This is a genomic window from Oleispirillum naphthae (assembly GCA_027864655.1).
In the GTDB taxonomy this organism is placed as follows: Bacteria; Pseudomonadota; Alphaproteobacteria; order Rhodospirillales; family Rhodospirillaceae; genus Oleispirillum; species Oleispirillum naphthae.
In genome coordinates this window covers 171035-196346 of the sequence record JAQAZG010000007.1, presented here as the reverse complement: position 1 = coordinate 196346, position 25312 = coordinate 171035, and the positions used below count along the sequence as shown (strand labels likewise).

The 25312-nt window shown below is 61.1% G+C and carries 23 protein-coding genes; 19 read left to right on the top strand and 4 right to left on the bottom strand.

Features of this window, described 5'->3' with window-relative positions; translation table 11 throughout:
* Positions 1–1159: 1159 nt before the first annotated feature.
* From O7R11_RS09800 to O7R11_RS09770, 7 genes are all read left to right on the top strand, one after another.
* Positions 1160–1834: a CoA transferase subunit A gene (locus O7R11_RS09800; protein WP_337997329.1), complete on the top strand. Its 675-nt coding sequence runs from the start codon at positions 1160–1162 to the stop codon at positions 1832–1834.
* Positions 1827–2480, top strand: coding sequence for a 3-oxoacid CoA-transferase subunit B (locus O7R11_RS09795; protein WP_337997328.1), 654 nt, complete (start codon positions 1827–1829; stop codon positions 2478–2480). The genes O7R11_RS09800 and O7R11_RS09795 overlap by 8 nt, the downstream gene beginning before the upstream one ends.
* Positions 2481–2496: 16 nt before the next feature.
* Positions 2497–3663, top strand: a complete 1167-nt coding sequence (locus O7R11_RS09790; RefSeq protein ID WP_337997327.1) for a thiolase domain-containing protein — start codon at positions 2497–2499, stop codon at positions 3661–3663.
* A 4-nt stretch (positions 3664–3667) separates the two neighbouring features.
* Positions 3668–3886, top strand: coding sequence for an OB-fold domain-containing protein (locus tag O7R11_RS09785; protein ID WP_337997326.1), 219 nt, complete (start codon positions 3668–3670; stop codon positions 3884–3886).
* A 92-nt stretch (positions 3887–3978) separates the two neighbouring features.
* Positions 3979–5385 carry a short-chain fatty acid transporter gene (locus O7R11_RS09780; RefSeq protein ID WP_337997325.1) on the top strand — a complete coding sequence of 469 codons (1407 nt, stop codon included), beginning with the start codon at positions 3979–3981 and terminating at the stop codon, positions 5383–5385.
* Between the two features lie 66 nt (positions 5386–5451).
* On the top strand, positions 5452–5874 hold the full coding sequence (locus O7R11_RS09775; RefSeq protein WP_337997324.1) for a VOC family protein: 423 nt from the start codon (positions 5452–5454) through the stop codon (positions 5872–5874).
* 268 nt (positions 5875–6142) lie between these two features.
* Positions 6143–7516: a TIGR00366 family protein gene (locus O7R11_RS09770; protein WP_337997323.1), complete on the top strand. Its 1374-nt coding sequence runs from the start codon at positions 6143–6145 to the stop codon at positions 7514–7516.
* A gap of 237 nt (positions 7517–7753) precedes the next feature.
* On the opposite strand, the gene O7R11_RS09765 is transcribed toward O7R11_RS09770, so the two are convergent.
* The 3 genes from O7R11_RS09765 to O7R11_RS09755 form a co-directional block, all read right to left on the bottom strand.
* Entirely contained in the window at positions 7754–8368 is a 615-nt protein-coding gene (locus O7R11_RS09765) for a TetR/AcrR family transcriptional regulator (protein ID WP_337997322.1), read from the bottom strand.
* Between the two features lie 257 nt (positions 8369–8625).
* Entirely contained in the window at positions 8626–9393 is a 768-nt protein-coding gene (locus O7R11_RS09760) for an SDR family NAD(P)-dependent oxidoreductase (RefSeq protein WP_337997321.1), read from the bottom strand.
* A gap of 46 nt (positions 9394–9439) precedes the next feature.
* On the bottom strand, positions 9440–10675 hold the full coding sequence (locus O7R11_RS09755; RefSeq protein ID WP_337997320.1) for an AAA family ATPase: 1236 nt from the start codon (positions 10673–10675) through the stop codon (positions 9440–9442).
* Positions 10676–10839: 164 nt separating this feature from the next.
* Between O7R11_RS09755 and O7R11_RS09750 the strand changes: the two genes are divergently transcribed.
* The 8 genes from O7R11_RS09750 (at position 10840) to O7R11_RS09715 (ending at position 20368) form a co-directional block, all read left to right on the top strand.
* Positions 10840–12756 carry a sigma 54-interacting transcriptional regulator gene (locus O7R11_RS09750; RefSeq protein WP_337997319.1) on the top strand — a complete coding sequence of 639 codons (1917 nt, stop codon included), beginning with the start codon at positions 10840–10842 and terminating at the stop codon, positions 12754–12756.
* A 303-nt stretch (positions 12757–13059) separates the two neighbouring features.
* Positions 13060–14712 (top strand): acyl-CoA mutase large subunit family protein, encoded by a 1653-nt coding sequence (locus tag O7R11_RS09745; protein ID WP_337997334.1) that lies wholly within the window; start codon positions 13060–13062, stop codon positions 14710–14712.
* A gap of 34 nt (positions 14713–14746) precedes the next feature.
* On the top strand, positions 14747–15178 hold the full coding sequence (locus O7R11_RS09740) for a cobalamin B12-binding domain-containing protein (protein WP_337997318.1): 432 nt from the start codon (positions 14747–14749) through the stop codon (positions 15176–15178).
* Between the two features lie 58 nt (positions 15179–15236).
* A complete protein-coding gene (locus O7R11_RS09735) occupies positions 15237–16442 on the top strand; it encodes a CaiB/BaiF CoA transferase family protein (protein ID WP_337997317.1) in 1206 nt (401 codons plus the stop codon).
* 31 nt (positions 16443–16473) lie between these two features.
* On the top strand, positions 16474–17664 hold the full coding sequence (locus O7R11_RS09730; RefSeq protein WP_337997316.1) for a thiolase family protein: 1191 nt from the start codon (positions 16474–16476) through the stop codon (positions 17662–17664).
* 302 nt (positions 17665–17966) lie between these two features.
* Entirely contained in the window at positions 17967–18632 is a 666-nt protein-coding gene (locus tag O7R11_RS09725; protein WP_337997315.1) for a CoA transferase subunit A, read from the top strand.
* Positions 18629–19306: a CoA-transferase gene (locus O7R11_RS09720; RefSeq protein WP_337997314.1), complete on the top strand. Its 678-nt coding sequence runs from the start codon at positions 18629–18631 to the stop codon at positions 19304–19306. The genes O7R11_RS09725 and O7R11_RS09720 overlap by 4 nt, the downstream gene beginning before the upstream one ends.
* 129 nt (positions 19307–19435) lie before the next feature.
* Positions 19436–20368, top strand: a complete 933-nt coding sequence (locus O7R11_RS09715) for an AEC family transporter (RefSeq protein WP_337997313.1) — start codon at positions 19436–19438, stop codon at positions 20366–20368.
* Here the strand turns inward: O7R11_RS09715 and O7R11_RS09710 are convergent.
* Positions 20361–20570 (bottom strand): hypothetical protein, encoded by a 210-nt coding sequence (locus tag O7R11_RS09710; RefSeq protein WP_337997312.1) that lies wholly within the window; start codon positions 20568–20570, stop codon positions 20361–20363. The two genes, O7R11_RS09715 and O7R11_RS09710, sit on opposite strands and share 8 nt — an antisense overlap.
* A gap of 119 nt (positions 20571–20689) precedes the next feature.
* Here O7R11_RS09710 and O7R11_RS09705 point away from each other — a divergent pair, with 119 nt between their 5' ends.
* The 4 genes from O7R11_RS09705 (at position 20690) to O7R11_RS09690 (ending at position 25302) form a co-directional block, all read left to right on the top strand.
* On the top strand, positions 20690–21670 hold the full coding sequence (locus O7R11_RS09705; protein WP_337997311.1) for an NAD(P)H-quinone oxidoreductase: 981 nt from the start codon (positions 20690–20692) through the stop codon (positions 21668–21670).
* A gap of 399 nt (positions 21671–22069) precedes the next feature.
* On the top strand, positions 22070–23056 hold the full coding sequence (locus tag O7R11_RS09700; RefSeq protein WP_337997310.1) for a Bug family tripartite tricarboxylate transporter substrate binding protein: 987 nt from the start codon (positions 22070–22072) through the stop codon (positions 23054–23056).
* Between the two features lie 283 nt (positions 23057–23339).
* Positions 23340–23798, top strand: a complete 459-nt coding sequence (locus O7R11_RS09695) for a tripartite tricarboxylate transporter TctB family protein (protein WP_337997309.1) — start codon at positions 23340–23342, stop codon at positions 23796–23798.
* 25 nt (positions 23799–23823) lie between these two features.
* Positions 23824–25302: a tripartite tricarboxylate transporter permease gene (locus O7R11_RS09690; protein WP_337997308.1), complete on the top strand. Its 1479-nt coding sequence runs from the start codon at positions 23824–23826 to the stop codon at positions 25300–25302.
* The last annotated feature ends 10 nt before the right edge of the window (positions 25303–25312 follow it).

Here is a 25312-nt window from a genome sequence, read left to right as displayed (position 1 = left end):
AAGATGGAGTTCATGCGTGCGTGCGGCCTTGCCGTCGCGGCCTCCCCCGCCGCCCTCGGCCAGGCCATGCGCGACGCCATGAAGGGTTTGTAGAAACCACCCAAAAGCGGGCGCCGAGGGACTTCCCCACCCTCGGCGCTTGACCCGGACGCTGTAACTCCCCCTGACGGCGTTCGGTCCGGATGCCGGGGTTCTCCCCCTCGTTCTTTCTCCGGCATCCGGCTTACCCTTTTCCAGCGGCACGGGGCCGAGGCCGCGACGGATGCCTTCAAGTTCCGCTTGACCGCCGGAGAGCTTCCGCTTTCCGGCGGTTTTGCATGCGAACTCCGGGGCAGGGAAACAAGGATCGGTGTTTCCCCTCGGGGCGGCGCCGCCGTTCTCCGGGCGAGGAGGGAACCGCGCCGGAGGCGGGCTGAAGCCGGTCCGGAGATCGCAACGCCCGGATCATCCGGCGGCAGAAGGACGGCATGGAATGGCTCCATGTTTCATCGCCTTCCTATGTGGCATTTCAGTTTCTTTCCTAATGAAAAATATTCATCTCCCAAACGCGCCGAGTCTTGACCGGCCTGCGCGGCATGGTGGTTGCCTCCAGCCCCGAACGGGGATGGCGCAGGGCTGGATTTGCCGCAAAAAAATGACCTAAGTCAATTTTCAACGGTGGAATGTCTTCGGTCATTTTTTGCTGTTGCTGCGGCCTCCCCCAGAGGGTGGGGAATGATCGGTTGCGGCCGTTTGAATGCCTGCATGCGGATGCTGGGATGGGCACGGAATGCGACGGATTGAATTTCTAAATATTTGAAATACAATATAATATTAGGATGTCACGAGGTATGCGCCGGTTTTGATAACGGCGGGATTTCAACGCCTTAGCCTTGTCGGAGGCTCCCCCTTATGGGGGGATTCCGGGGCGACAAAAGCGTTGACGCTTTCCTTAATTCTGACTAAGGTCATTTTCGTTGTCATAGATGACCGTGGTCATAAGACGGCGGTTGGAAGGGTAAGCGATCGAGTGACCGATGCACCATCTCCGGGCAAGCATCGGCAAGAGACGCGTGACGTCCAAACATAAACAAGCGGAGGAAATGGTTTTAATGAAGTGATGATAAGAGGCAAGAAGAATATGAGATAAATGTGCCGTTTATTAAGAAAGGTGGCATGTATGGCAAACATAATGGATGTAAAAAGCGCGGTCAGCCTCATCAAGGATGGGGCTGTTGTGCTTTCCGGCGGGTTCTATGGAAATGGAACGCCAGCCGCGATCGTCACTGAGATGATTGCTCAAAAAAAGAAAGACCTGACCGTTGCCAACAACGACGGCAATACGGTCGAAAAGGGAGTCGGGCGGCTGGTCGCGGCCGGTCTGGTAAAAAAATTCATCTGCACCTGGTGCGGGCGGCTGCCCCTGGCGCCCGAGCTCGCCGAGAAGGGCGAGATGGAGCTTGAGATCAATCCCCAGGGGACCTTCGTCGAGCGTATCCGCGCCGCCGGTTTCGGCCTGGGCGGCGTGCTGACGCCGTCGGGCCTCAATACGATGATCGAAGAAAAGTGGGGAGAGCGGATCACCCTGAACGGTAAGGATTGGCTCTATCACACCCCGCTGCACGGCGATGTCGCGATCGTCGAGGCCGACCGCGCCGATGCCGCCGGGAACCTGGTGTTCCACCTGACGCAGCGCGCCTTTTCGGTGGCGATGTGCACGGCGGCGGATCTGGTCATCGTCGAAGTCACCAAGCCGATCGAGCCGGTGGGCTCCATCGACCCCGAGCACATCCACGTGCCCGGGATGTTCGTCGATGTGCTGGTCCCGATGAATGGGGTGATGAACTATGAATAGCAAGGAGCTTATCGCACGACGCATCGCCAAGGAATTCGTCTCCGGCAACGTCGTGAACCTCGGCGCCGGCGTCCCGCAGCTTGTCGCGAACTATCTCGCCAAGGATGTCTTCGTCTGGCTGCATGCCGAAAACGGCATCGTCGGCATGGGCAAGGCCTCCCCGGACCTGCCGCCCGACCGCTACCGCACCGACGCCGGCGAGATGCCGGTCAGCATCATTCCGGGCGGCGCGGTGATCGATTCCGCAACCTCGTTCGGCATCATCCGGGGCGGCCATCTCGACGCCACCGTCCTCGGCACCATGCAGGTCGATGCCGAAGGCTCCATCGCCAACTGGATGGTGCCGGGCGGCAAGTTCGCCGGTCCCGGCGGCGCCATGGACCTGGTGAGCGGCGCCAAGCGGGTGATCGTCGCCACCGAACACTGCTCGAAAGACGGCAAACCCAAGATCGTCGAGAAATGCACCTTCCCGCTGACCGGCTACGGCGTGGTCGATTCGATCTTCTCTGAGCTGGCCTTCATCAAGATCACCAAGGACGGGCTGGTCCTCATGGAGACGGCGCCGGGCGTGACGGCGGCCGAGGTGATCGCAAAGACGGGCGCGCCTTTGGCCGTCGGCTCCGACCTGCGTGAAATGGAAATCTGATCTGGGAGGAAGAATCATGCGCAAGGTATGCGTGATCGGAATCGGCGAAACGCGGATGGGCCGTCTGCCCGACCGTTCGCTGCGTGATCTGATCGACGAGGCCGGCCACAAGGCGATCGCCGATGCCGGTATCGAGAAGAGCGAGATCGGCGCCCTCTACGTGGGCAACTTCAATGCATCCTATCTTTGCGGGCAAGGCCATATGGGTGCGTTGGCCAGCGAGGTGCTGGGCCTCGGCAGTATTCCCACCGTCCGTACCGAGGGCGCTTGCGCATCGGGCAGCCTGGCCTTCCGGTTCGGCACGATGGCCATCGCCGCCGGCTTCTACGACATCGTCATGGTCGGCGGGGTGGAGAAGATGACCCACCAGCCGACCGAGACGGTAACCACCGGCATCGCCTCGGCCATGGACTACGAATGGGAGGCGATGCAGGGATTCACCTTTCCCGGCAGCTTCGCGATGATCGCCAACCGGTATTTCCACGAATACCGCGACGTGAAGCACGAGATGGGGCTCTGCGCCTACAACGCCCACCAGAACGCCATGCTGAATCCGGACGCGCAGATGCCGAAGGATGTCCCGCTGGCAAAGATCCTGGGGGCCGACTTGATCGCCTCACCGCTGTCGCTGTTCGACTGCTCCCTGGTCACCGACGGCGCCGCCTTCGTGGTGCTTGCCGCCGCCGACGTCGCCGAGCGGGTGAACGGTGCGCATCGCGTCATCGACATCATCGGCACCGGCCACGCGGGCGACGCGCTCACCCTGGCCGCCAAACCGAACATCACCAGCTTTGCGGCGTCCAAGGCGGCGGCGGCGCAAGCCTATGGTCAGGCCGGTCTCGGGCCGGACGACATCGACTTCGCGGAAGTCCACGACTGCTTCACCATCACCCAGATCATCAATACCGAGGACCTGGGCTTTTTCCCGCCCGGCAAAGGGGGCGACGCAGTGGCCGACGGCGTGACCGCGCGCGACGGCAAGAAGCCGATCAACGTCAGCGGCGGACTGAAAGCCAAGGGACATCCGATCGGCGCGACCGGCATCAGCCAGATTTACGAAGTCGTCACCCAACTGCGCGGCGACGCGGGCGCCAGGCAACTGAAGAAGGCCGATATCGGCTTGTCGCAGAACCTGGGCGGAACCGCCGCCACCTGCGTGATCAACATTTTCCGGGGGAGGTAAGCCAATGGAAAAGGCGAAAATCTACACCTACTCGGTTTTGATGTCCTCCACCGAGGAGTTCAAGGACCGGGTGCCCTATGTCTGCGCCATTCTGGAGGGCGGCGACGGGGTCCGTTTCGCCAGCCTGGTCGAGGGCTACCAGCCCGGCGTGGATGTCGCCATCGGACAGGAAGTGCACGCCACCGGCAAAGATGCGGCAGGCAAAATGAGCTTCGCCTTGTGAGGCGATCTCTTTCAGGTCCCCACATGCCCATAAAAGGGATTTGGATATTAGGCAGGGGAAGGCAAAGCATAAACCCAAAATGAGGCTTCCAAATGCAAAATACAATAACGGGAGAACTTCCAAACACACGAGATCTTTCTGGAATTCAACGGTTCTCCGTTGGCTTCGCCAAATGGAGTCACAAATGGATTCCGAATTCACTCGTCTTTGTCATTCTGCTGACCGGGGTTGCGGCGATACTCAGCTATGCGCTGACGCCCAGCACCCCATGGCAGGTGGTGCAGGCCTGGGAAAAGGGCTTCTGGGACCTGCTGGCGTTTGCCATGCAGATGTGCCTCGCGATGACGACGGGTTATGTCGTCGCGGATTCGCCGCAGGTCAAGAAACGGCTGTACCGCATTGCGGCTTTACCCAATAACGCGGCCCAAGCCATCGTGATGCTGACCAGCGTCGGCTGCATCTGCTTCTGGCTGCATTGGGCCGCAGGGCTTATGGGCATTTGCCTTCTGGGGCGCGCCATGTTGGTCGCGGCGGCGGAAAAAGGCTACAAGCTCCATGTGCCCCTGGTCGCGGCAGGCACCTATTCCTGCTTCCTGGTCTGCAACGGCCCGTCTTTCCCCGCCGCCCTCTTCGTCGCCACGCCGGGCCATCTCTTTGAAAAGGCGATCGGCGTCATTCCGGTCACGGAAACGATCTTTCATCCGATCAACTTCATCCAGATGGTCGTGCTGGCGCTGCTGCTGGTCTTCTGTGCCTGGAAATTCATTCCCCCGGACGCTTACACGGAAACCGCCAGCCCGGAATTCCTGGATGAGATCAGGGGGTTGACGGCCTCCAACAAAGACGCCATGGATGCCGCCCCGGCCAGCAAGTCGCCGGCCGAGCGTCTGAACAACAGCATGCTCATGGGGTCGCTCATCGGCCTCGTCGGCTGCGCATGGATCGTCTGGGCGCTGTGGAACAAGGGCGCTGGGGCGCTGAACCTGAATACCATCAACTTCATCTTTCTTATGCTGGGGTTCGTGCTGCACGGCAGTCCCGCCCGGTTTGTCGCGGCGGTCGGTCGGGCCATCGGTACGGTTGCCGGCGTCGTGGTGCAGTTTCCTCTGTACGCGGGAATTTTCGGCCTGATCAAATACACCGGTCTGGCGGAGGTCCTGGTCCAATTCTTCGTCACGATCTCGACAGCCAAGACGTTTCCGGTCGTTGCCTTCCTATACTCAGCCACTCTGAATATGTTCGTGCCGTCGTCCGGATCGAAATTCATCATCGAGGCGCCGTATATTCTGCCTGCGGCGGCTCAACTCGGCGTCAATCCGGCCGTGATCATCAATGCCTACACCGTCGGTGATTGCACCACGAACCTGATCCAGCCTTTCTGGGCCTTGCCGGTGCTCGGCCTCTACAAGGTGGACTTCAAGGACATTCTCCCATTTGGGTTTGTGGTGTGCATGTTGGCAGTCGTAGTCAACTGCATATTCTATGGCTTTATTTGGTAACGGGATGAATCCGATGCACAGAGCGCGCGGCGCTCTGTGCATCGGGTAGCTTTTGGGGAGAAGAACATGAGCAAGCTAAAGCGTATCGACCACATAGGCATCGCAGTAAAGGATTTGCTGAAGAGCCTGAAACCTTATCAGGAACTTCTTGGCCTGCCGCTGAACGGCATCGAAACGGTCGAGTTCGGAGGCGCGACCCTCAGCGTGGCTTTTCTTCCCCTGAGGGAGACGGAGGTCGAGTTGTTGCATACGACCGGGACAACAGGCCTTGTGGCGGAGCATATCGCCAAGCATGGCGAAGGCATCAACCATATCGCCTTCGAGGTCGATGATATCGATTCCTATTACCAGGAATTGAAATCCAAAGGCACCAAGTTCATCACCGATGGAGTTGTTCCGGGGTCGAGAAATACGAGGGTATTATTTTTTGATCCTGGAGAATTTAACGGCATATACATCGAACTGATCGAAATGCCGAAGAAGAAGTAAATGGCGCATTTGGAAAAAGCCTGAAAAAGTCTGTCCATGCCCGTTGATGCGGCATGCCAGGTGCAGGGCATGCCTCTCCCCGCGGAACTGCTGCGGCGTGATCTGTCCGATCTTTTCGGAATCGGTCTTCATCGAGGTTATCAAGGATAGATGCGCCCACGGGAATGCCTCGTAATAACAGAAGACGCAATTAAGTCTCCGTTTTTCAAGGGAGGAATACATGGAAAGCGCGGGTGTCTACGTCGAGGATGTAAAAAAACGAACATTCATGGATGCCTATATTGATTGGTTCATCCGATGGATTCCCGATTCGTGGTTCTTCTGCCTGGGATTGACCGCCCTTGTCGCGGTCTGCGCCCTGATATTCACCGACATGCCGTTCTACAGCTTCAGCCAGCCGAAGAATCTGGTCAACGCCTGGACCGGCAGCTTCTGGAACCTGCTGGCCTTCACCATGCAGATGACGGTTCTGCTGGTCACCGGCTCGGCGGTGGCCGCCTCGCCGCCGGTGAAAAGGCTGTTGTCGGCCATTGCGCGTTTCCCCAATACCCAGGCCCAGGTCGTCATCGTCGGTGCGGTGGGCGCCTGGATGATGGGCTACCTGCATTGGGGCATCGGCATGATGGGCGGCATCATGCTGGGGCGCCAGCTGTTCATTCAGGCCAAGCTCAGGGGAATCAAGGTCCATAAGCCGATCCTGGTGGCGGCGATCTTCCTGCAGTTCATTCCGGGGGCCGCCGGTCTGTCGGGGGCGGCGGCGCTGTTCTCGGCCTCGCCCGGCTATCTGAAGAACATGGTGACCGCCGAATACAAGGACTCGGTGCCCAATTTCCTGTCGCTGGCCGAAACCGTCGCATCTCCGGCCTTCATCGCCACCCTGTTGCTCGGGCTGGCCGTCTCGATCGCCGTCTGCCTGTGGATGATGCCCAAGGATCCCTCGCGCATCGAGGAGATCGAAGACGAGTTCGTGCGGGAGGCAATGTCGAACAAGTCCGAGGTGAAGGCCGACAACAGCACCCCGGCGCTGCGGATGAGCCACAGCCGCGTCCTGATGTACGCCATCGGCGGCATCGGATTGGCCTGGTGTGGCCTTTTCCTCTATAACAAGGGCATTCTCGGCCTCAGCCTCAACAACTACAACTTCCTGTTCTTGTGCCTGGGCATGGTGCTGTGCGGCAACCCGGTGCTGTTCTGCAAGACGATCCGCGAGGGGCTCGATGGGAGCTGGGGGTTCGTGCTGCAGTTCCCGTTTTATGCCGGCATCTTCGGCCTGATCAGCCAGAGCGGCCTCGGCACCCTCATCGCGCATTTGTTCATTTCGGTCTCGGACGCCAACACCTTCCCGTTGTTCGCCTTCATCTATTCGGGGCTTTTGAACATCGCGGTGCCCTCGGGCGGCTCCAAGTTCGTGATCGAGGCGCCCTATATCATCCCGGCGGCTCTGGAAACCGGGGCGCATATCAAGACGATCATCTGCGCCTATCAGCTCGGCGACAGCCTCACCAACGAGATCACGCCGTTCTTCGCGCTGCCCTACCTCGCCAACTTCAAGCTCGAGTTCAATCGGATCATCCCCTACACGTTCGTTGCGGTGGTGCTGATCTTTATCGTCAACAACGCGATGCTCTGGTGGGCGATTTAGGGCCTGCCGGTGTTTATGAGGTGCGTCGGCGGGATCCGCTTCCCCCGTCGGCAGAAGCGCGCGGCGCAGTGCGGCTGACCCCCCGCACGCGCTGCGCGCAATGCTGTCGGCGGGATGGGGATTCGCCCGCTCCGTTCCAGGATGCCCTCCGCGAAGAGGGAAACCACAACGCAGGAAATCACGGCCGCCGGTGATCTTCTCCGGGCCGATCGGGTATGGCTTGATTTAGGGGGCGGGTCAGGCTTGGGGCTTGCTGATGAGCTTCATCACGCGTGCGAAAAAGCTGCGCCCCGCAGCCTTGAGGTCGAACTCGCCATCGTGGAGACACCACTCGTAGAGCAGGGACCGGGCGCTGCTTGCGAACAAGTAGACCTGTTCCTCGACGGGCATATCCGTCGTGAACACCCCTTCATCCCGCCCTTGCCTGACGATATCCTCGATGATCTTGTAAAATAGACGATCTTTCTTGAGAAGCATGCTGGGATGCCTGTCGAGACTGATCTGGTTGATGTAGACGATCTTGAGGAAGCTTAAGCCCCAAATGTCGCGGCAGAAATCGCTCATCGCGTCGATGAAGCACATCGCCCGTTCGGCAACCGGCGTGTCGGGCGCCAACAGGCAAAGGGTCTGTTTGTAATAAAGGTCTATGCTGTCGAATTGCTCTACAAGAACTTGCTCTTTAGTGCTGAAGTAATTATAAAAAGTACCCTTTGACACACCAGAGTATCTGGTTATGTCTTCCACGGTAACTTTATCAAATCCACGCTTCTTAAACAGCTTAAGCGATGTTTGTAGGAGCCTATTCTTTGTTTCCATTGCGTTCAGGGAGCGCAAATTGATCTTGCCCTTCATTCGCGTAAAGTCCCTTTCACGGCGCGCCAACCAGCGTTTTACAGCGGATGGACTTTACCGGCCATTCGCGATGCCTGCCATCCGTTTTTTTGATTTTACGCCTCTTGGTAGCACGCCTCGGGCGCGCCGGCGCTATGAAAAAAAGCGGCCGGAGATTCAATTGTAAAACCGCCGGCCGATGGAGCCCGCTCAGATATCCACGAAGTGAGCCGGCCTTTCGCCGGGTGCTTTCCGTTCGTCGCGGAGAGGGCGAAGGGCTACGCCATCAGGCGGCCTCCGTTGATGTCGATCACCGTGCCGGTGAGATAGCCGGACATCTCGCTCGCCAGGAAGACCACGACGCTCGCCTGCTCCGCCGCCGTCGAGAGACGCCCCAGCGGAATGGAGTTCAGGATGTCGTCCTTCTGGGGTTCTGTCAGTTCGTTCCACAGGTCGATCATCCGCTGCCCGCTCATCACCGTTCCCGGGGCGATGGCGTTGACGTTGATCCCGTGGCCGCCGACCTCCTTCGCCAGGCGGCGCGTCAGGGCGATGACCCCGCCCTTGGCCGCCGCATAGGGAATGCCGGTCACCAGGCTCGCGGTGCGGCCGCCGATCGAGGACAGGTTGATGATCTTGCCGCGCTTCCTTGCGATCATGTGAGGCACCGCCGCCTGGCAGCACAGGAAGGTGCCCTTCAGGTTGACGTTCAGCACCAGATCCCAGTGCTTCTCCTCGATCTCTTCCAGTTTCTTGGGAGTGAAGAGGCTGCCGCCCGCATTGTTCAGAAGGATGTCGAGCTTGCCGTACTTTTCCACGGTCTTCGCCATCGTCTGCTCGACCTGCGCCTTGTCGCAGACGTCGAGAACGAAGGTGGCGTAGTTGGCCTTGGCTTCCTCCATCTGCTTCACCGCGCCCGCAAGCGCCGCCTCGGAGATGTCGGTGAGCACAACCGCCGCGCCCTCGTGCGCGAGCGCCTTTGCGAACTCGGTGCCGAGGCCGCCGCCCGCGCCGGTGATCAGCGCGACCTGATCCTGCAATAACATCTGATGCCTCCCTGTTTTTCCATGAGATTGTTTTTATTACGTGTTTCTACTTGATGGGGGTGACCTTCCGGCGCCCCGGCTCCTCTGCGGAGGCGGCGCGCCAACCGGTGCGCAGGCGTGCGAGCAGAACCGCGGAAATCGCATCCTGCACGGCGCGCTTGACGTGGCGGGCGCTGTACAGCGTGCCGGCATCGTTCAGCAGCGTTTCGAGGATGCGCGCGCCCTGAACGGCCTCGCGCTCGTGCGGGGGAAGGGCGGCGATCTGCTCGGCGTATTCGTGCCGCACGATCGCCCGGTTCGCCTCCGCCGACAGTTTCGCGAACCGGATGACCGCATCGAAGCGGGCGAAAAGCGGCAGCCCGAGGTGCCGCGCGGCATCTTCGGCGCTCTCGTAGTTCGTGGTGCAGACGATGACGGCGGCGCGCACCTCGGTGCGATAGTTGCGGTCGCAGTAGATGCCCTCGTCGAAGAGCTGGTAGAACGCGCTGTGGAACACCGGGTTCGGCTTATCGAACTCGTCGAACAGGAGGATGTTGGACTCCCGCTCCATCAGTTCCTTGGCCAGGCAGATTTGCGAGTGGCGGCCGCCGAACAGGTAGCTTGCGAATTCGCCGCTGTGGAACATCGAGAACTGCTTGCGGAAGATCGGCTGCCCCACCAGCTCTCCGATCAGCTTGGCGGTCTCCGTCTTGCCGGAGCCCGTGGGGCCGTAGAAGAGCAGCGTCACGGGCTTGGCGCGGTCGCCGCGCGCCAGCGGGAGAAGCGCCGTCAACAAAGCCTCCCGCACTTCCGGTTGACCGAAGATGCGCTGCTCGTACTCGGCGTCCAGCCGGCTCAGAACCGTTTCATCGACGGTTCGGTAGTCGTACTCCTCGACTTCGAGCTCCACGTCGAGGCTCGTAAACTGGCTTGCGAGATAAGCGGGAGGGTTTTGCAGGTATAAGGTGTCGATCTCGAACTGCGAGAGGAAGGCCAGGAAGCCCTGGATCGCGCTTTCGCTGATCACGGCGTATTCGTCCGAGAGGGCGACGACGTTGCCCGCGGGGAGAGTCAGCATTTCCGAGGTCGGCGATTCGGCGGGTTTCCGCGCCTGGATTTTGAAAACGTGTTCCCTTTGCCGCGCGTCGCTCCGCAGCGCCAGAGAGGTCAGGGACGTCCAGGGCTCCTCCGTCGGCAGCAGCTTCATGAATGCCCGCTTCGGGCCGAAATACAGCACGATCTTTCTCAAAACACCCACCTGATTATTGGCTTTCGACGGCTCTCCATAGAGCCGGGGCAGCAAGCCGCATGCCAAAAAAAGCCGCGCAGTCCTGCGGTAAACCGGCGTGCCCGAGGGTTTACCCTGATTTGATATTGAACAACTTGTAAAAACTATGTTTAGTATGTGGTCATTGCGCGGGGTTCCGGCCTTCGTATCGTTCCCGTGCGTGAGTCAGGGGACGCGGCATGTACAACATCATCATGCTCATCGGCGGGACGATCTCCCAGCGCGACAAGACGGCCTTTCCCAACGTCACGATCTACGACGCCCTCACCTTCCGGGAGGCCAAGGAGATCGCCCGCACCCTGATCGAGGCGAGAGGCGTGGACGCCATCATCGCCCCTTCCGGAACCGCCGCGGCGATCGAATCCTACGTCACGGTGCCGATCGTCCGTTCCGATCCGTCCCGTTTCGACATTCTGCAGACGCTGCACTATGCCGAGGAGACGACCGGGCTCGAAGGCGGGCGGATCGCCCTGCTTCTCTACAAGTCGCGGAATATCGACCTACAGGCGATTCAGACCTTCGTGAAAAACGAACTGCACCTCTACACCTATGAAAACGAGGACGATATCGAAGCGATCGTCGGCCGCCTGGACAAGGCGGTCTTCCCCGTCATGGTCGGCGGGCCGACCGCGCTGCGCCTGGCGGAGAAGAAGGGGATTCGGAGTTTCCTGTTGCGCCTCAGCTCGGAATCGCTGCGCCGCTCCATCGACATGGCGAACCGGTTCCTGGAGTTCGCGCAGAAGAACCGCGAACAGCGGAAGCTCCTGGAAACCGCTTTGAACGTCTTCGTCGATGGCGTGCTGATCACCGACGAAAAAGGCCAGGTCATCGAAAGCAACGTCAAGGCCAACGCGATCCTCGACATGGCGCAGGAGGAGCTGTTGGGGCAGAGGGTCGATGAGCTGTTCCACGACCCCACCTGCAAGGACGTCTACAAGGGCGGGATGCAGCAGCTCGACCGGATCATCGACTTTCAGGGGCGGATCAACCTCTTCTCGAGCCGCATGCCCGTGATCGTTGACAAGGCCGTGAAAGGGGCCGTCATCACCCTCCAGGAAGCGACCAAGATCGAAAAGCTGGAGCACGAGTACCGGCGCTATCAGTCTCAAGGGTTTACGGCGCGCTACCATTTCCATGACATCGTCGGGGCGAGCAGCGCGATGAAATCGACCATCGAGAAGGCCAAGGCCTTTTCCAACGTCGATTCCGTCGTCCTGATCCGGGGCGAGACCGGCACCGGCAAGGAGCTGTTCAGCCAGAGCATCCACAATTACAGCCACCGCAAGAAGGGGCCCTTCGTCGCGGTGAACTGCGCGGCGCTGCCCGCGAACCTGCTGGAAAGCGAGCTGATGGGTTACGAGGAGGGCGCCTTCACCAGCGCGAAGCGCGGCGGCAAGGCGGGGCTGTTCGAACTTGCGCACATGGGCACCCTGTTTCTCGACGAGGTCACCCACATTCCGATCGAACTACAGGCGAGCATCCTGCGCGTCCTGCAGGAGCGCCAGGTGCTCCGCATCGGCGGCAAGCGCATGATCCCGATCAACGTGCGCATCATCGCCGCGACCAACGAGGACCTTCTGGATCTGATCCACGAAGGCCGCTTCCGCATGGATCTCTACTACCGCCTGAACGTGCTGAACCTGTCGATCCCGCCCTTGCGGCAGCGCGGCAGCGACATCACCAAGCTCATCCAGTACTACTTCGACTCCTTCTCCCGCCAGCACGGCCGGCCGCCGCCGCTCTCCGACGAAGCCATGCGGCGGCTGGAAAGCTATGCATGGCCGGGCAACATCCGCGAGCTGATCAACTGCATCGAGCGTTACGTCGTCCTCAGCCGCCAACTGGCGGAGGCCGATATCGAGCTGATCGACGAATTCCTGCAAGCCGAGCGGCCTTCCTCTCCCTCCGCGATGGAGAACCCCGTGGGCGATTTGCAGATCTCGCTGGGGAACCTCGACGAGATGGAGCGGCAGATCCTCAAGGAAGTCCTGAAACGCTATGACGGCAACAAGCTGCAAGCGGCGTTGTCGCTCGGCATCAGCCGGACGACCCTGTGGAAAAAGTTGCGGGATGCGCCCGCCAAGCCGGTGAATTGATCCCGGCGCCGCGGGGCGGCCTGCGCCCCGCTTGACCCCGCGCCCCGGCGCAGGGGCGCGGGCGGCCCGTCCCCGGCGGGCCGCCGACCGCGCCGTCTTCCCCATGTCCGATCTTCCGTCGATGGAACGCGGCGCGCGGCGCGTCGGCGGCGCATGCCCGCCGCGGTCCGTCCGTCCCGCGCCGCGGGCCTTTGCGGAACCGTTTAATAAGTGAACAGATTTTCTGGCACGTTGCGTTTTGTGAACGCCGGGTGGGGAAAACAGCAGCAAATTCCGTGGGAAAAAGCGCCCGAAAGCACTGGCATGAAAGTTGCTCTATTGCCTTCGTATGGGAAAAAACAAAAAAACGGAGGAGTAGCAATGAGCGCCGGAGAAAAACACAAAACACTTTCTGGTTATGAACTAAAAAGTTACTACGGGCCAAGCGATATCGAGGACTTTGACTATAATCAGAAACTGGGTAAACCCGGCGCATATCCTTTTACCCGGGGCATTCGCGAGAATATGTATCGTGATAGCCTGTGGGTCATGGGGCAGTACTCCGGATTTGCTTCGGCTGAGGAAGCGAACGAGCGCTATCGCTATCTGATCGAACAGGGACAGACCGGTTTTTCCATCGCGCTGGATTTGCCGACGCAGATGGGGATCGACTCCGATTCCCAGGGCGTCGAAGGCGAGGTCGGCAAGGTCGGGGTGGCGGTCAATTCGCTGGCGGATATCGAGACCCTGTTCAAGGGCATCCAGCTGGAGAAGGTGCGGCAGATCCGCACCACGGCCAACGCCAACTCGATCATCATGCTGGGGTTCTACGTGGCGTTCGCGCGCAAGCACGGCATCGACCCCAACAAGATCGGCTTCTTCCTGCAGAACGACTGCCTGAAGGAATACATCTGCCGCGGCACCTATATCTTCCCGCCGTCTGCCGGGCTCAAGCTCTCGGCGGACGTGATCGAATACGCCGCCAAGCACCTGCCGAACTGGACGCCGATCGCGGTCAGCGGCTACCACATCCGCGAGGCCGGGGCCACCGCCGCCCAGGAAATCGCCTTCACCATGTCGAACATGATCGCCTATCTCGACGCGGCGAAGGGGCGCGGCGTGGATATCGACGCCTGCGCGCGCAACATCTACTTCTTCCTCGCGGCGCAGGTGGACTTCCTCGAAGAGGTCGCCAAGTTCCGTGCGGCGCGGCGGGTGTTCGCCAAGCTGATGCGTGAGCGTTACAGCGCGCAGGACCCCGAAACCCAGCGCCTCAAGATTTTCGTCTACACCAGCGGCAGCGCCCTGACCGCGGAGCAGCCGCTCAACAACATCGTGCGCGTCACGCTGGAAACCATGGCCGCGGTCGCCGGCGGCTGCCAGACGCTCGCCAGCTCCTCGTTCGACGAGGCGTTCTCCCTGCCGACGGAAGAGGCCGTCACCGTCGCGCTGCGCACCCAGCAGATCGTCGCCTACGAGTCCGGGATCACCCAGACGGTGGATCTCATGGGCGGCTCCTACGCCTGCGAAGTGCTGACCGACAAGATCGAAGAGGAAATCTGGAACATCCTCGCCGAAATCGAGAAACGCGGCGGCGCGGTGAAGTGCATCGAGGAGGGCTTCTTCCATCGGCATCTCTCGGACGGCGCCTATCGCTTCCAGAAGAGCGTGGAGGACGGCGAGCGCGTCATCGTCGGGGTCAACAAGTTCCGCGACGAGAAGGAGCCGGAGATCCCGACCTTCAAGCTGTCGAACGAAACCGGCAAAAAGCAGAGCGAGAAACTGGCCCGGCTCAAGGAGAGCCGCGACAACGTCCGCGTTCAGCGTGCGCTGGGTGCGGTGCGCCGCGCCGCACAGAACGACGACAACATGGGCGACGTGATGGTCGAGGCCTGTTCCGCCTACGCCACGATGGGCGAAATCTGCGATGTGCTCAAGGAAGTGTACGGAAAGTACACGCCTCTGAAAATCTATTGATCCGCAATATTGCGGGGGAGGACCCATAGTGAAAGTGCTTATTTCAAAGCCTGGGCTCGACGGGCATGACCGCGGCGCGAAAATCGTCGCGCGCGCGTTCGAAGAGGCTGGAGCGGAAGTCATCTATACCGGATTGCAGGCGACGCCTGAGGAAATCGCGGAAATCGCCAAGCGCGAAGAGGTGGACGTGGTCGGCGTGAGCCTGCTTTCGGGCGCCCACAACTCCCTGATGCCGCGGGTCATCGAGCGCTGCAAGGAAAGCGGCGTGGACGACGGCGTCGTCTACCTGCTCGGCGGCATCATTCCCCAGGAGGACATTCCCGCCTTGCTCGCCGCCGGCGTGGAGCGGGTTTTCGGACCCGGCTCGGAGCTCGGGGAGATCGTGAGCTTCACCTTGGAGCGGGTGGCCGAAAGGTCCGTGGGCGAGATCGTCTCCGAGATGGGAACGAAGTCCTTCAACCTCTGATGGCCTCCATCGGCGGAACAAAAAAGAGTTTCGGGAAGTATAAATAAGGATCTCTACAATGGAACCGATTCTGAAAGGCGTCCGGGTGCTTGGGTTGGAACAACAGGTCGCGGGTCCGACCTGCACGATGATGCTGGCCGATCAGGGCGCGCAGATCATCAAGATCGAGCGTCCCAAAGGCGGGGATACCGCCCGCGAAATGGCGCCCCTGTTGAAGAACGACAAGGGCGAAGTCCAGAGCGGATATTTCGCGCGCTTCAACCGCAGCAAGAAGAGCGTCACCCTCGACATGCAGAAGCCGGAAGGCATCGCGGTCTTGTGGGACCTGGTCAAGAACGTCGATATCGTCGTCGATAACCTCAAGCCCGGCCTGATGGAAAAACTGGGCTTCACCTGGGACAAGGTGAAGGAAGCCAACCCCGCGCTGGTCTACGTCGCGATCAGCGGTTTCGGCCGCTCGAAGAAGTACGAAGGCCCCTACGGCGAGCGCCTCGCCTACGACATCATCGCGCAGGCGATGGCGGGACAGATGCACACCTGCGGCAACGATCCCGAAGGCGCGCCCACTTGGCTCGGCTTTGCGCTGGGCGATTCCGGCACCGGCGTCTACGCGGCGTATGCGGCGATGCTGGGCTACGTCAACCGCCTCAAGACCGGCAAGGGCGAGTACATGGATGTCTCCATGTACGACTGCATGGTCGCCTTGGCCGAGCGTTCGCACAACATCTACAACTTCACCGGCAAGGTGGTGAACCGCGGCCCCGATGCCCTGATCGCGCCGTGGGGGCCGTTCCCCTGCAAGGACGGCTACGTGGCGATCATCGTTCCCACCGAAGCGATGTGGAAGAAGTTCCTGACCGCGATCGAGCGCCTCGACCTCTTGGAGAATCCGGACCTGCAGTCCGGCCCCGGCCGCGGCGCCAACATGCACGTCATCCGCCCGATCATGAACGCGTGGATGAAGGACAAGACCAAGCTGGAGATCTGCGACCTCCTGATGGCCCAGGGCCTGCCCTGCGGTCCGATCCAGACCTCGGAAGAGGTGGCGAAGTGCCCGCACATCGCCAAGCGCGACCTGCGCGTGACGGTGCCCGACCCGATCGTCGGCAAGCTCACGCTGATCGGCAACCCGATCAAGATGGAAGAGCACGAAACCGCTTACGCCCCGCTTCCCGGGCTGGGCGCCGACACCGACGAGGTCTTGGCGTCGATCGGCTACGATTCCGCAAAAATAAAAGCGCTTCACGACGCGAAGGCGATCTGAGCGGCAAGGTATTTGATAAGGAGAAGCTGAGATGAGTAGGAAGGTAGTTATCGTCGATGGGGTGCGTACCCCGTTCGATAAGTTCGGCGGCGTGATGAAGGATCTGAACACGGTCCAGCTTGCCGCGCACGTCACCAGGAAGTTGCTCGAGCGCAACGCCGTGAAGCCGGAAGACATCGAGGAATATTACCTCGGCATCAACATGCCGACCTCGAACCGTTCCATCGCCCGCCAGGCGGCGCTCGCCGGCGGACTGCCGGTCACCATCAACGCCACCACGACGGACCGCGCCTGCTGCTCGTCGATGGTCGCCATCGCCATGGCGATGCGCGCGATCATGGTCGGCGATGCGGAGGTCACCGTCGGCGGCGGCTCGGAGAACATGAGCAACGTGCCGTACTTCCTGGAAACCATGCGCTGGGGCAAGCGGCTCGGCGAGGTGGTGCTGAAGGACATCCTCTACGTTTCGTGCCCCTACACCGGCGAGCCGCGCGCCAAGCAGGCGGGCGAAGTGGCGCTCGAATACGGCGTGACGCGCGAAATGCAGGACGAATGGGGCTACCGCAGCCAGCAGCTCTATGACCAGGCGTTCAAGGCCGGGAAGTTCGAGGACGAGATCGTTCCGATCGAGATTCCCCAGAGCAAGGGCGAGCCCCTTCTCCTCAAGGACGACCAGTCGCCGCGTCCCGGCACCACCCTGGAAGGGCTGGCGAAGCTCAAGACGGTCAACAAGAGCCCGACCGTCACCGCGGGGAACGCGCCCGGCCTGAGCACCGGCGCGGCCCAGGTGCTGCTGATGAGCGAGGACGAGGCGAAGAAGCGCGGCATCAAGCCGTTGGCGACGATCGTCTCGCACGCCCAGGCCTCCGAGCATCCGAAGGGGATCGCCAGCATTCCCGCCTATGCCGCGCAGCGGGCGCTGAAGAAGGCCAGCATGACCATCGAGCAGATGGACGTCATCGAGATCAACGAGGCGTTCGCCGCCATGCCGCTGGTTTCGACGATCCTGCTGGGCGAGAACGACGCGGCCCGCATCGCGGCGATCCGGGAAAAGACCAACGTCAACGGCGGCGCGATCGCCATCGGGCACCCCACCGGCGCCAGCGGCGCGCGTCTGTTGATGACCCTGGCCTACGAGTTGCGGCGGCGCGGCGGCGGCTATGGGTTGTGCACGATCTGCGGCGGCGTCGGAGAGAGTGAGAGTTTCATCATCAAGGTATAAAAGTAAATCTTATAAAAACGAAAATAGTATTCGGAGTGACGGAGCCGCTTTTGCAGTCGTACGGTAGTATTATCGCCGTGTTGTATTGTTGTTGCAGTCAGTCAGCGTGAATCAAAGCGACTTTGTGGAATTCCGTTATTCCGGCCCGACCCGGAATCCGGGGGCGCGTCCCCTGGGTTCCGGTGATCCAGGCGACCACGGAGACAAGCTTTGTTCTGGCATGACTGTCCGGTAGCGCCCTGCGGGCGTGCAGCGGGTTCCGAAGCTTCCGGGACTGCCGTTTTTGAGCAGGAGGAACGCTGATGGAGAGAATCGATAAAATCAAAAGCGCCGCGGAGGCGTTGGCGTGCGTCGTGGACGGACAGAGCGTCATGGTCGGCGGTTTCGGCATGCGCGGCACGCCGAATACGCTGATCGACGCGTTGGTGGCGAACGGCGCGCGCGAGCTGACGATCATTTCCAACGATCTCGGCAGCCCGGGCATCGGTTTGGGCAAGCTTCTCCGCAACAAGCAGGTCAAGCGCCTGATCGGCACCTATTACACATGGAACGAGGAAGTGGTGAACGCCTTCCAGAAGGGCGAGATCGACGTGGAACTCGTTCCGCAGGGAACGCTCGCGGAGTCGATCCGGGCGGCGGGGTATGGAATCCCGGCCTATTACGCGCTGGCCTCCGCCGGGACGGAACTCGGCGAAGGCAAGGAGACGCGGGAGTTCGACGGCCGCACCTATGTGATGGAGCGGGCGATCCACGCCGACATCGCGCTGATCCAGGCCTACAAGGCGGACCGCATCGGCAACCTCGTGTATTGCAAGACGGCGCGGAACTTCAATCCTCCGATGGCGATGGGGGCGCGCTACACGGTCGCCCTGGTGGACGAAATCGTCGAGCCGGGCGAGCTGGATCCCGAGTGCGTCGTGACGCCTCATGTCTTCGTGCAGGCGATCGTCAAGGAGAGCGCGCTATGATCCCGGAACTGTCCAAGGACGCGGTGTCGAACCGCATCGCCCGGAACGTCGCGAAAATCATCAACGCCACGACGGACACCTGCCTGGTGAACCTCGGCATCGGCATTCCGAGCCTGGTGGCGAACTTCATCACCAACAAGAACGTCTACCTCCACGCCGAGAACGGCATCGTCGGCATCGGCGCGCTCGCGACGGAGGAGCAGGCGCATCCGATGCTGATCAACGCGGGGCGCCAGCCGATCTGCGAGGCGCCGGGCTGCTTTTATACCGACAGCACCCTGTCGTTCGGCCTGATCCGCGGCGGGCATGTGGACATCACGGTTCTCGGCGCCCTGGAGGTGGACCAGGACGGCAACATCGCCAACTGGATCATCCCCAACGGCAAGCAACTGGGCGTCGGCGGCGCCATGGACCTGGTGGTGGGCGCGAACGAGGTGATCGTGGCGATGGGGCACACCGTCAAGGGCAAGTCCAGGCTGCTCAAGACCTGCACGCTGCCGATCACCGGCTTCGCGGAGGTCGATGTTCTGGTGACGGAGTTCGCGGTCTTTTCGTTCGCCGGGGGCAGCCCCGAGTTGCAGGACTTCGCGCCGGACATCACGCTCGACGAACTGCGCAGCATCACGGAGTTTTCGTTTGCCGTTTCGCCGTCGTGCGGCGCGATGATGGTTTGACCCGCGGCGGCGCGAAAGCGCGGAATCGCCCCCGAGGTTCCGCGCTTTCCGCTTCTTCCATCCGCCTCCCCGCCGCAGGGGAGGCGGATGCCGACCCTCCCCCCCACTTTTCCCGCCCGAGGAACCGACATGTGGAATGGCTTGAGAATCGTCGCGCCGCTTGTCTTGATCGTCCTCCTCGGGGCCGCCCTCAAGCGCGGCGGATTCCTGAACGGCAAGGACCGGGAGAGGATGACGAGCCTGCTCTATTGGGTCGTCCTTCCCTGCCTCCTGTTCCGCAGCATGTATCTTTCCGGCAACGTCCTGCCGAAGGGGTGGAACATGCTCCTGGCGACGTATCTGCCGTTCTTCCTGGTTCCCGCCTTCGCCCTTGCCGTCGCCTGGGCGAGGCGCTCCGGCGATAGACGGCGTCTCGCGCTGTGCGCGATGTCCGCGGTGCGTGCGAACAACGTCTACCTCGGCCTGCCCGCGGTTTTTCTGGCGATGGGGGAGTCCGGGCAGGCGGCGGCCTCGATCTACATCGCGGTGATGCTTCCCGGATACAACCTCCTGACCACGATGTGGGGCGAGGCGGTTCTCTCCGGCGGCTTGTCGCTGAAGGCCGCGATACGGACCCTGGGCCGCCTCGCCAAGAATCCGCTGGTCTCTTCCTGCATTCTCGGCCTGCTGTTCGCCCTGTTGAACATTCCCGTGCACGATACGCTGCTGATCTCGATGGACATGGTCGGCAAGATGGCGGTCGGCCTCGCGCTCTTCTCGCTGGGGCTCGGCATCGAATTCTCGAACCTGCCCGGCGCGTTGCGGCGGACCTGGCCCGACGTGCTGATCAAGCTGTTCGTCCACCCCGCCGTTTCGCTGCTGTGTTTCGCCATCTGGCCGGTCCAGGACGAGCTTGCGCGCGCCGCCGTGCTGCTCTGCGCCATGCCCACCGCGATCAACACTTTCATTCTCGCCGAGGGCATGGGCATGGAGGGGGATTACGTCAGCGACATCATCACCGTGTCCACCGCCGCGGCGGCGATCACCATTCCGGTGTGGCTGGTGATCATGGGGATCAGCTGAGCCCGCCGCTGTTTAATAAATGAACGGAATTTTCATGGCGTTGCGTTCCATGAACGCCGGAGGGCGGGAACAGGCGCGACTCTTGCGGAAAAGCGCGCCGGGAAACGGCGGCATGAAAGTTGCTCCATGCCTCCTTCATGGGAAGAACAAAAACGCGCGCGCGGGCATGGAAGAGTTCATGCCGCTCAACCGGGATCGACAAGACCGGCCCCGTGGAGGACGATGGCGTATCCGCGGCTATGGCGCGCGGCGGAAAAGAACCCCCATACGATTGTGAGCGCAGAGCGCTCGTGAGGAAATAGTATTGGAGGCATGCGGAAGATGAAAGCCGTACTCGTCAACGAAAACAAGGATCTGGTGTGGAGCGACGTTCCCGACCCCGAGGTCGGCAGCGGCGAGGCGTTGGTGAAGATTCACGCCGCCGCGTTGAACCGTGCGGACCTGCTGCAAAGGGAGGGAAAATATCCATCCCCGCCCGGATGCCCGGAATGGATGGGGCTGGAAGTCGCGGGCAAGATCGTGCGGCTGGGCGAAGACACGCAGGACAGCGGCTGGAAGGTCGGTGACGCGGTGTGCGCCCTGCTCGGCGGCGGCGGATATGCCGAATACGTTTCGGTCAAAACCGATATGCTGATGCCGGTCCCCAAGGGCCTGACGCTGGAAGAGGCGTCCGCCTTGCCCGAGGCTTTCGCCACATCGTATCTCAACCTGTTCATCGAGGGCGGCCTTTCGGCGGGGCAGACCGCCTTCATCCCGGCAGGGGCCAGCGGGCTCGCAAGCGCGGCGATCCCGCTTGCGAAGGCCTTCGGCGCCAGGGTGATCACCTCGGTGCTGAGCGACGAAATCGCTGCGCAAATCGCCCATCTCAAAGCGGACGTCGTCATCAACTCGGCAAAACAGGACGTCGAGGCGGTGTTCATCGCCGAAAAAGAGGCGGGACATCCGGTGAATGTGGCGATGGATTGCCTCGGCGGGAAAATGCTGGGGAAATGCCTGCCCCACATGGCGCGGGACGGGCGGTGGATTCTCATCTCCACCCTTGCGGGCGAGGTGACCGAGGTCGGCCTGCGCCCGCTCTTGACCGGCGGCGTCCGCCTCATCGGCAGCATGCTCAGGAACCGCCCGATCGAAATGAAGGTGCGGATTCTCAAAGAGCTGGTCGAAAACGTGTGGCCCAAGATGGAGCGCGGCGAGATCAAGCCGTCCGTGTACAAGATTCTTCCGATCGCGCAGGCGGAGGAAGCGCACGCCATCCTGCAACGGGGCGAAAGCAAAGGGAAAGTCGTTCTGAGGATTCTGTAAGAGGGCCATGCGCCGCCTGGCGCGGGCCGAGCAGGGGGGGCGGCATGCGGGCCTGAAACGGGCCGGATGCCGCCCCCCGTTGCTTTGCGGTCCGGGGGCTTCGGACGAGGCGGGAAGGTCCGGCGGAAATTACGATTGTTCAGAAGTTGGACGAATAAATGGACAGCGTTCAGTTTCTGTTTTTGCCGGAGGAGGAATTTTCATAAATCTTTCCGCAAAAACAACCGTATAACGCCAAATAATTTGGCAAAATTGTGGAAACCCGTTGGCACGGCCTTTGCTTTCTATAAGGCGCACCAGGGCTTGTTCTCGGTGGCGTACGAGAGTACGTTAATGCGAGCTAGTTTAAAAAGAACCTGCATAAACAGGCCCTAATCCCACAGGGGAGGAAAAAGAAAGATGAAAAATATCAAGTCTAACAAAAGCATTGGACGGATGCTTGCTGGTGGAGTCTTGTTTGCGATGCTCGCTGGTTACGGTAGCCAGTCTTTGGCCGCAGACTTTCCCACTAGGCCGATCAACCTTATTGTGCCCTACGCTGCCGGCGGTTCTTCTGACTTGAGTGCGCGTCCGTATGCGGAAGAATTGGGGAATATCCTCAAGCAGCCGGTTGTCGTGATGAACAAGCCCGGTGCGGGCGGCGCCATCGGCGCGGCGGAAGTGGCGCGGGCGAAAGGCAACGGCTATACCCTTTTGAACGCATCCATCGGCAACATCACCATCGCCCCCTATACCTCGAATGTCGGCTACGACCACACCGCCCTGCGGGCGGTGGCGCAGATGACCGATATTCCGCTGGCCCTGACCGTGAAAGCCGATTCCTCCTTCAAAAATCTGAAGGAATTCGTCGAATACGCCAAGAAAAATCCCGGCAAGATCCGTTACGGCAGCCCGGGCGCCGGCAATATCCAGCATGTGACGACGGAAGGCTGGATGAAGGACATCGGCATCAAGCTCACCCATATGCCGTTTGCGGGCGCCAATCCCGCCATTGCGGCCCTGCTGGGCGGCCATGTGGAAGCGACGGTGACCGGCGTTACGGAAGCCGCCCCGCACCACAAGTCCGGCGCCCTGCGCATTCTCGGCATCACCTCTCCGGCTCGCATCGACATGGTCGATGCCCCCACCTTCAAGGAGCAGGGCTATGACCTGCAAGCCGGCGTCTGGTACGGCGTGATGGCGCCCGCGTCCACGCCCGACGACGTCGTGAACGCCTTGGCTGCCGCCCTGAAAAAGACCTACGACAGCCCGAAGGTGCAGAGCGCCTGGAAGAAGCTCTTCCTTATCCCCTCCTATCTCGGTCCGGCGGAGTTTGGCGCCAGGGTCAAGAAGGAAGCGGCTGTCAATGAGCAGGTCCTGAAGGACATCGGTCTGCACAAGAAGTAAAACGCCATCAGGTTCTACACGCCTCTTCCTTGCCGCCGAAAGGAGGAAGGAAGAGGCGTGGAGGCGGAAAAGATCGTCTTGCCTGAAAGCAGGGTAGGGAGGCCGCCGCTCGGCGAGCGGGAGATGGTGTCGCGCATTCGCCTCTTGCAGCACCGGCGCGCGCTCTCGGCCCTGCGATGGAAGATACGCTTTGAAAATCAAATCGATACGATGGTTGAGCTGACCGGCCATGCCGAACCGACTCAATCGGCCGGAAGTTCCTTAGATTTAAAGAGGGGATATCATGAACTGCAAAGACCAGGACGTTTTTTCCGGCGGTCTTTTGATCCTTTTCGCGCTGCCTGGCTACTTTTGTGCCGCTCAGATCGAGAACCTCAAGGTATCCAAGCTGTCGGGCGCCTTTTTTCCTGATGTGTGTTTCACGGTGATGCTGGTTTGCGGGCTCATCCTCATCCGGCAAGGCCTGCAGAGAGAAGAGAAGATTCCTCTCCCCTCCATCAACTGGCCGAAGTTGTTGCCCGTCGTAGGCGTCCTGATTGCCTATGTGCTCATCATGGAATACGTTGGTTTCATTATTTCTACCATGGCCTTTATGCTGTGCTGCATGTACGCGTTCGGCGTGCGTAGAAAGAAGATACTACTGAGCGTTCCGATTATTACTGCGTTCGGTGTTTACTATCTGTTCGGCAAGGCATTCATGATCGTTCTGCCGGGTCTTTCCGACCTCGGCATGTTCCAGTGATTGCGTGAGGAAAGGAGAACCAATTATGGAATTCCAGACCTTTCAGGCCATTCCGGAGGCCTTCTTGCAGGTCATGTCGCTGACATGCCTGGCCTGGATCGCGATCGGAACGATCGTCGGCATCCTTTTCGGCGCCGCCCCCGGGCTTACGGCGACCACGGCGGTGGCGCTGTTTACCCCGATCACCTTCTACATGCCGTTGAACGTGTCCCTGTCCTTCCTCATGGGCGTCTACTGCGGCGGCTTCTACGCGGGCAGTATCCCGGCGATCCTCATCAACACGCCCGGCGCGCCCGGCAACGCGGCCACCGTCATGGACGGGTATCCCATGGCCAAGAAGGGCCGCGCCGGAGAGGCATTGGGGCATTCCATCGTCGCCTCCTGGCTCGGGGGCACCGCCTCCGCGTTCGCCCTTTTGATCTTCGCCCCGCTGATCGCCAGCATGGCCCTGCAATTCGGCGCGCCGGAATACTTCGCGGTGGCGGTGATGGGGCTGGTCTGCATCGCCGGCGTTTCCGGCAAATGCCTGGCCAAGGGCGTGGCCGGCGCGGCGATCGGCATGGTTCTCGGCACCGTCGGCATGGACCCGATCGACGGCCTGCCGCGGTTCACCTTCGGCAACCTCAACCTGATGGGCGGCATCGCCCTGATTCCGGCGCTGGTCGGCCTCTTCGCCATCACCGAGGTGCTGGCCAAGGCGGAGATGATCGGCGTCAGCACCGGGGAGGAGATCATCTGTCAGGTGAAGCGGGCCCTGCCGCCGTTGAAAGACTACATCACCTACAAGTATCTGCTGATCAAATCGATCGTCATCGGCATCGTCGTCGGCGCCATTCCCGGCACCGGCCCGACCATCGCCTCCTGGATGTCCTACAACGAGGCGAAGAGAACCTCCAAGCATCCGGAGCTCTTCGGCACCGGCATCCCCGAAGGCATCATCGCCAGCGAAAGCTCCAACAACGCGGTGACCGGCGGTGCGCTGATTCCGCTTTTGACCCTCGGCGTGCCCGGCGACACGGTGACGGCGGTGCTTCTGGGCGCATTGATGATCCAGGGGATCACCCCCGGCCCGATGCTGATGGTGGAGCACTACGACATCGTGGCCCAGCTGCTGATCATTCTGCTGGTGGCCAATATGGTGATGCTGGCCATGGGCCTCCTGGGCAGCAAGTATTTCCCCTACATCCTGAAGATCCCGTTCCAGGTGCTGATGCCGATCGTCGCGGTGCTCTGCATCACCGGCGGCTATGCCGTGAACACGTCCTTCTTCGACGCGATGATGGTGGTGGTTCTCGGCTCTTGCGGCTATCTCCTGGTCAAGCTGGGCTTTCCCGTGGCGCCCATAGTCCTGGGGTTGATCCTCGGGCCGATCATCGAGCCGAACATGCGCAGGGCGCTGGTGGGCGAAGATCTGAACCCCCTGGTGTTCATCTCCACCCCGATCAGCGCGGGGCTGATCCTCCTGTCTTTCGTTCTTCTCTACTTCATGAAAAGACGCGGGTGATCCCTTCCGG

Bases quoted from the DNA above. Each gene is read 5' to 3' on its own strand.
- O7R11_RS09800 (WP_337997329.1), top strand. From the start codon at position 1,160: ATGGCAAACATAATGGATGTAAAAAGCGCGGTCAGCCTCATCAAGGAT.
- O7R11_RS09795 (WP_337997328.1), top strand. From the start codon at position 1,827: ATGAATAGCAAGGAGCTTATCGCACGACGCATCGCCAAGGAATTCGTC.
- O7R11_RS09790 (WP_337997327.1), top strand. From the start codon at position 2,497: ATGCGCAAGGTATGCGTGATCGGAATCGGCGAAACGCGGATGGGCCGT.
- O7R11_RS09785 (WP_337997326.1), top strand. From the start codon at position 3,668: ATGGAAAAGGCGAAAATCTACACCTACTCGGTTTTGATGTCCTCCACC.
- O7R11_RS09780 (WP_337997325.1), top strand. From the start codon at position 3,979: ATGCAAAATACAATAACGGGAGAACTTCCAAACACACGAGATCTTTCT.
- O7R11_RS09775 (WP_337997324.1), top strand. From the start codon at position 5,452: ATGAGCAAGCTAAAGCGTATCGACCACATAGGCATCGCAGTAAAGGAT.
- O7R11_RS09770 (WP_337997323.1), top strand. From the start codon at position 6,143: ATGGATGCCTATATTGATTGGTTCATCCGATGGATTCCCGATTCGTGG.
- O7R11_RS09765 (WP_337997322.1), bottom strand. From the start codon at position 8,368: ATGAAGGGCAAGATCAATTTGCGCTCCCTGAACGCAATGGAAACAAAG.
- O7R11_RS09760 (WP_337997321.1), bottom strand. From the start codon at position 9,393: ATGTTATTGCAGGATCAGGTCGCGCTGATCACCGGCGCGGGCGGCGGC.
- O7R11_RS09750 (WP_337997319.1), top strand. From the start codon at position 10,840: ATGTACAACATCATCATGCTCATCGGCGGGACGATCTCCCAGCGCGAC.
- O7R11_RS09745 (WP_337997334.1), top strand. From the start codon at position 13,060: ATGAAAGTTGCTCTATTGCCTTCGTATGGGAAAAAACAAAAAAACGGA.
- O7R11_RS09735 (WP_337997317.1), top strand. From the start codon at position 15,237: ATGGAACCGATTCTGAAAGGCGTCCGGGTGCTTGGGTTGGAACAACAG.
- O7R11_RS09730 (WP_337997316.1), top strand. From the start codon at position 16,474: ATGAGTAGGAAGGTAGTTATCGTCGATGGGGTGCGTACCCCGTTCGAT.
- O7R11_RS09725 (WP_337997315.1), top strand. From the start codon at position 17,967: ATGGAGAGAATCGATAAAATCAAAAGCGCCGCGGAGGCGTTGGCGTGC.
- O7R11_RS09720 (WP_337997314.1), top strand. From the start codon at position 18,629: ATGATCCCGGAACTGTCCAAGGACGCGGTGTCGAACCGCATCGCCCGG.
- O7R11_RS09715 (WP_337997313.1), top strand. From the start codon at position 19,436: ATGTGGAATGGCTTGAGAATCGTCGCGCCGCTTGTCTTGATCGTCCTC.
- O7R11_RS09705 (WP_337997311.1), top strand. From the start codon at position 20,690: ATGAAAGCCGTACTCGTCAACGAAAACAAGGATCTGGTGTGGAGCGAC.
- O7R11_RS09700 (WP_337997310.1), top strand. From the start codon at position 22,070: ATGAAAAATATCAAGTCTAACAAAAGCATTGGACGGATGCTTGCTGGT.
- O7R11_RS09695 (WP_337997309.1), top strand. From the start codon at position 23,340: ATGAACTGCAAAGACCAGGACGTTTTTTCCGGCGGTCTTTTGATCCTT.
- O7R11_RS09690 (WP_337997308.1), top strand. From the start codon at position 23,824: ATGGAATTCCAGACCTTTCAGGCCATTCCGGAGGCCTTCTTGCAGGTC.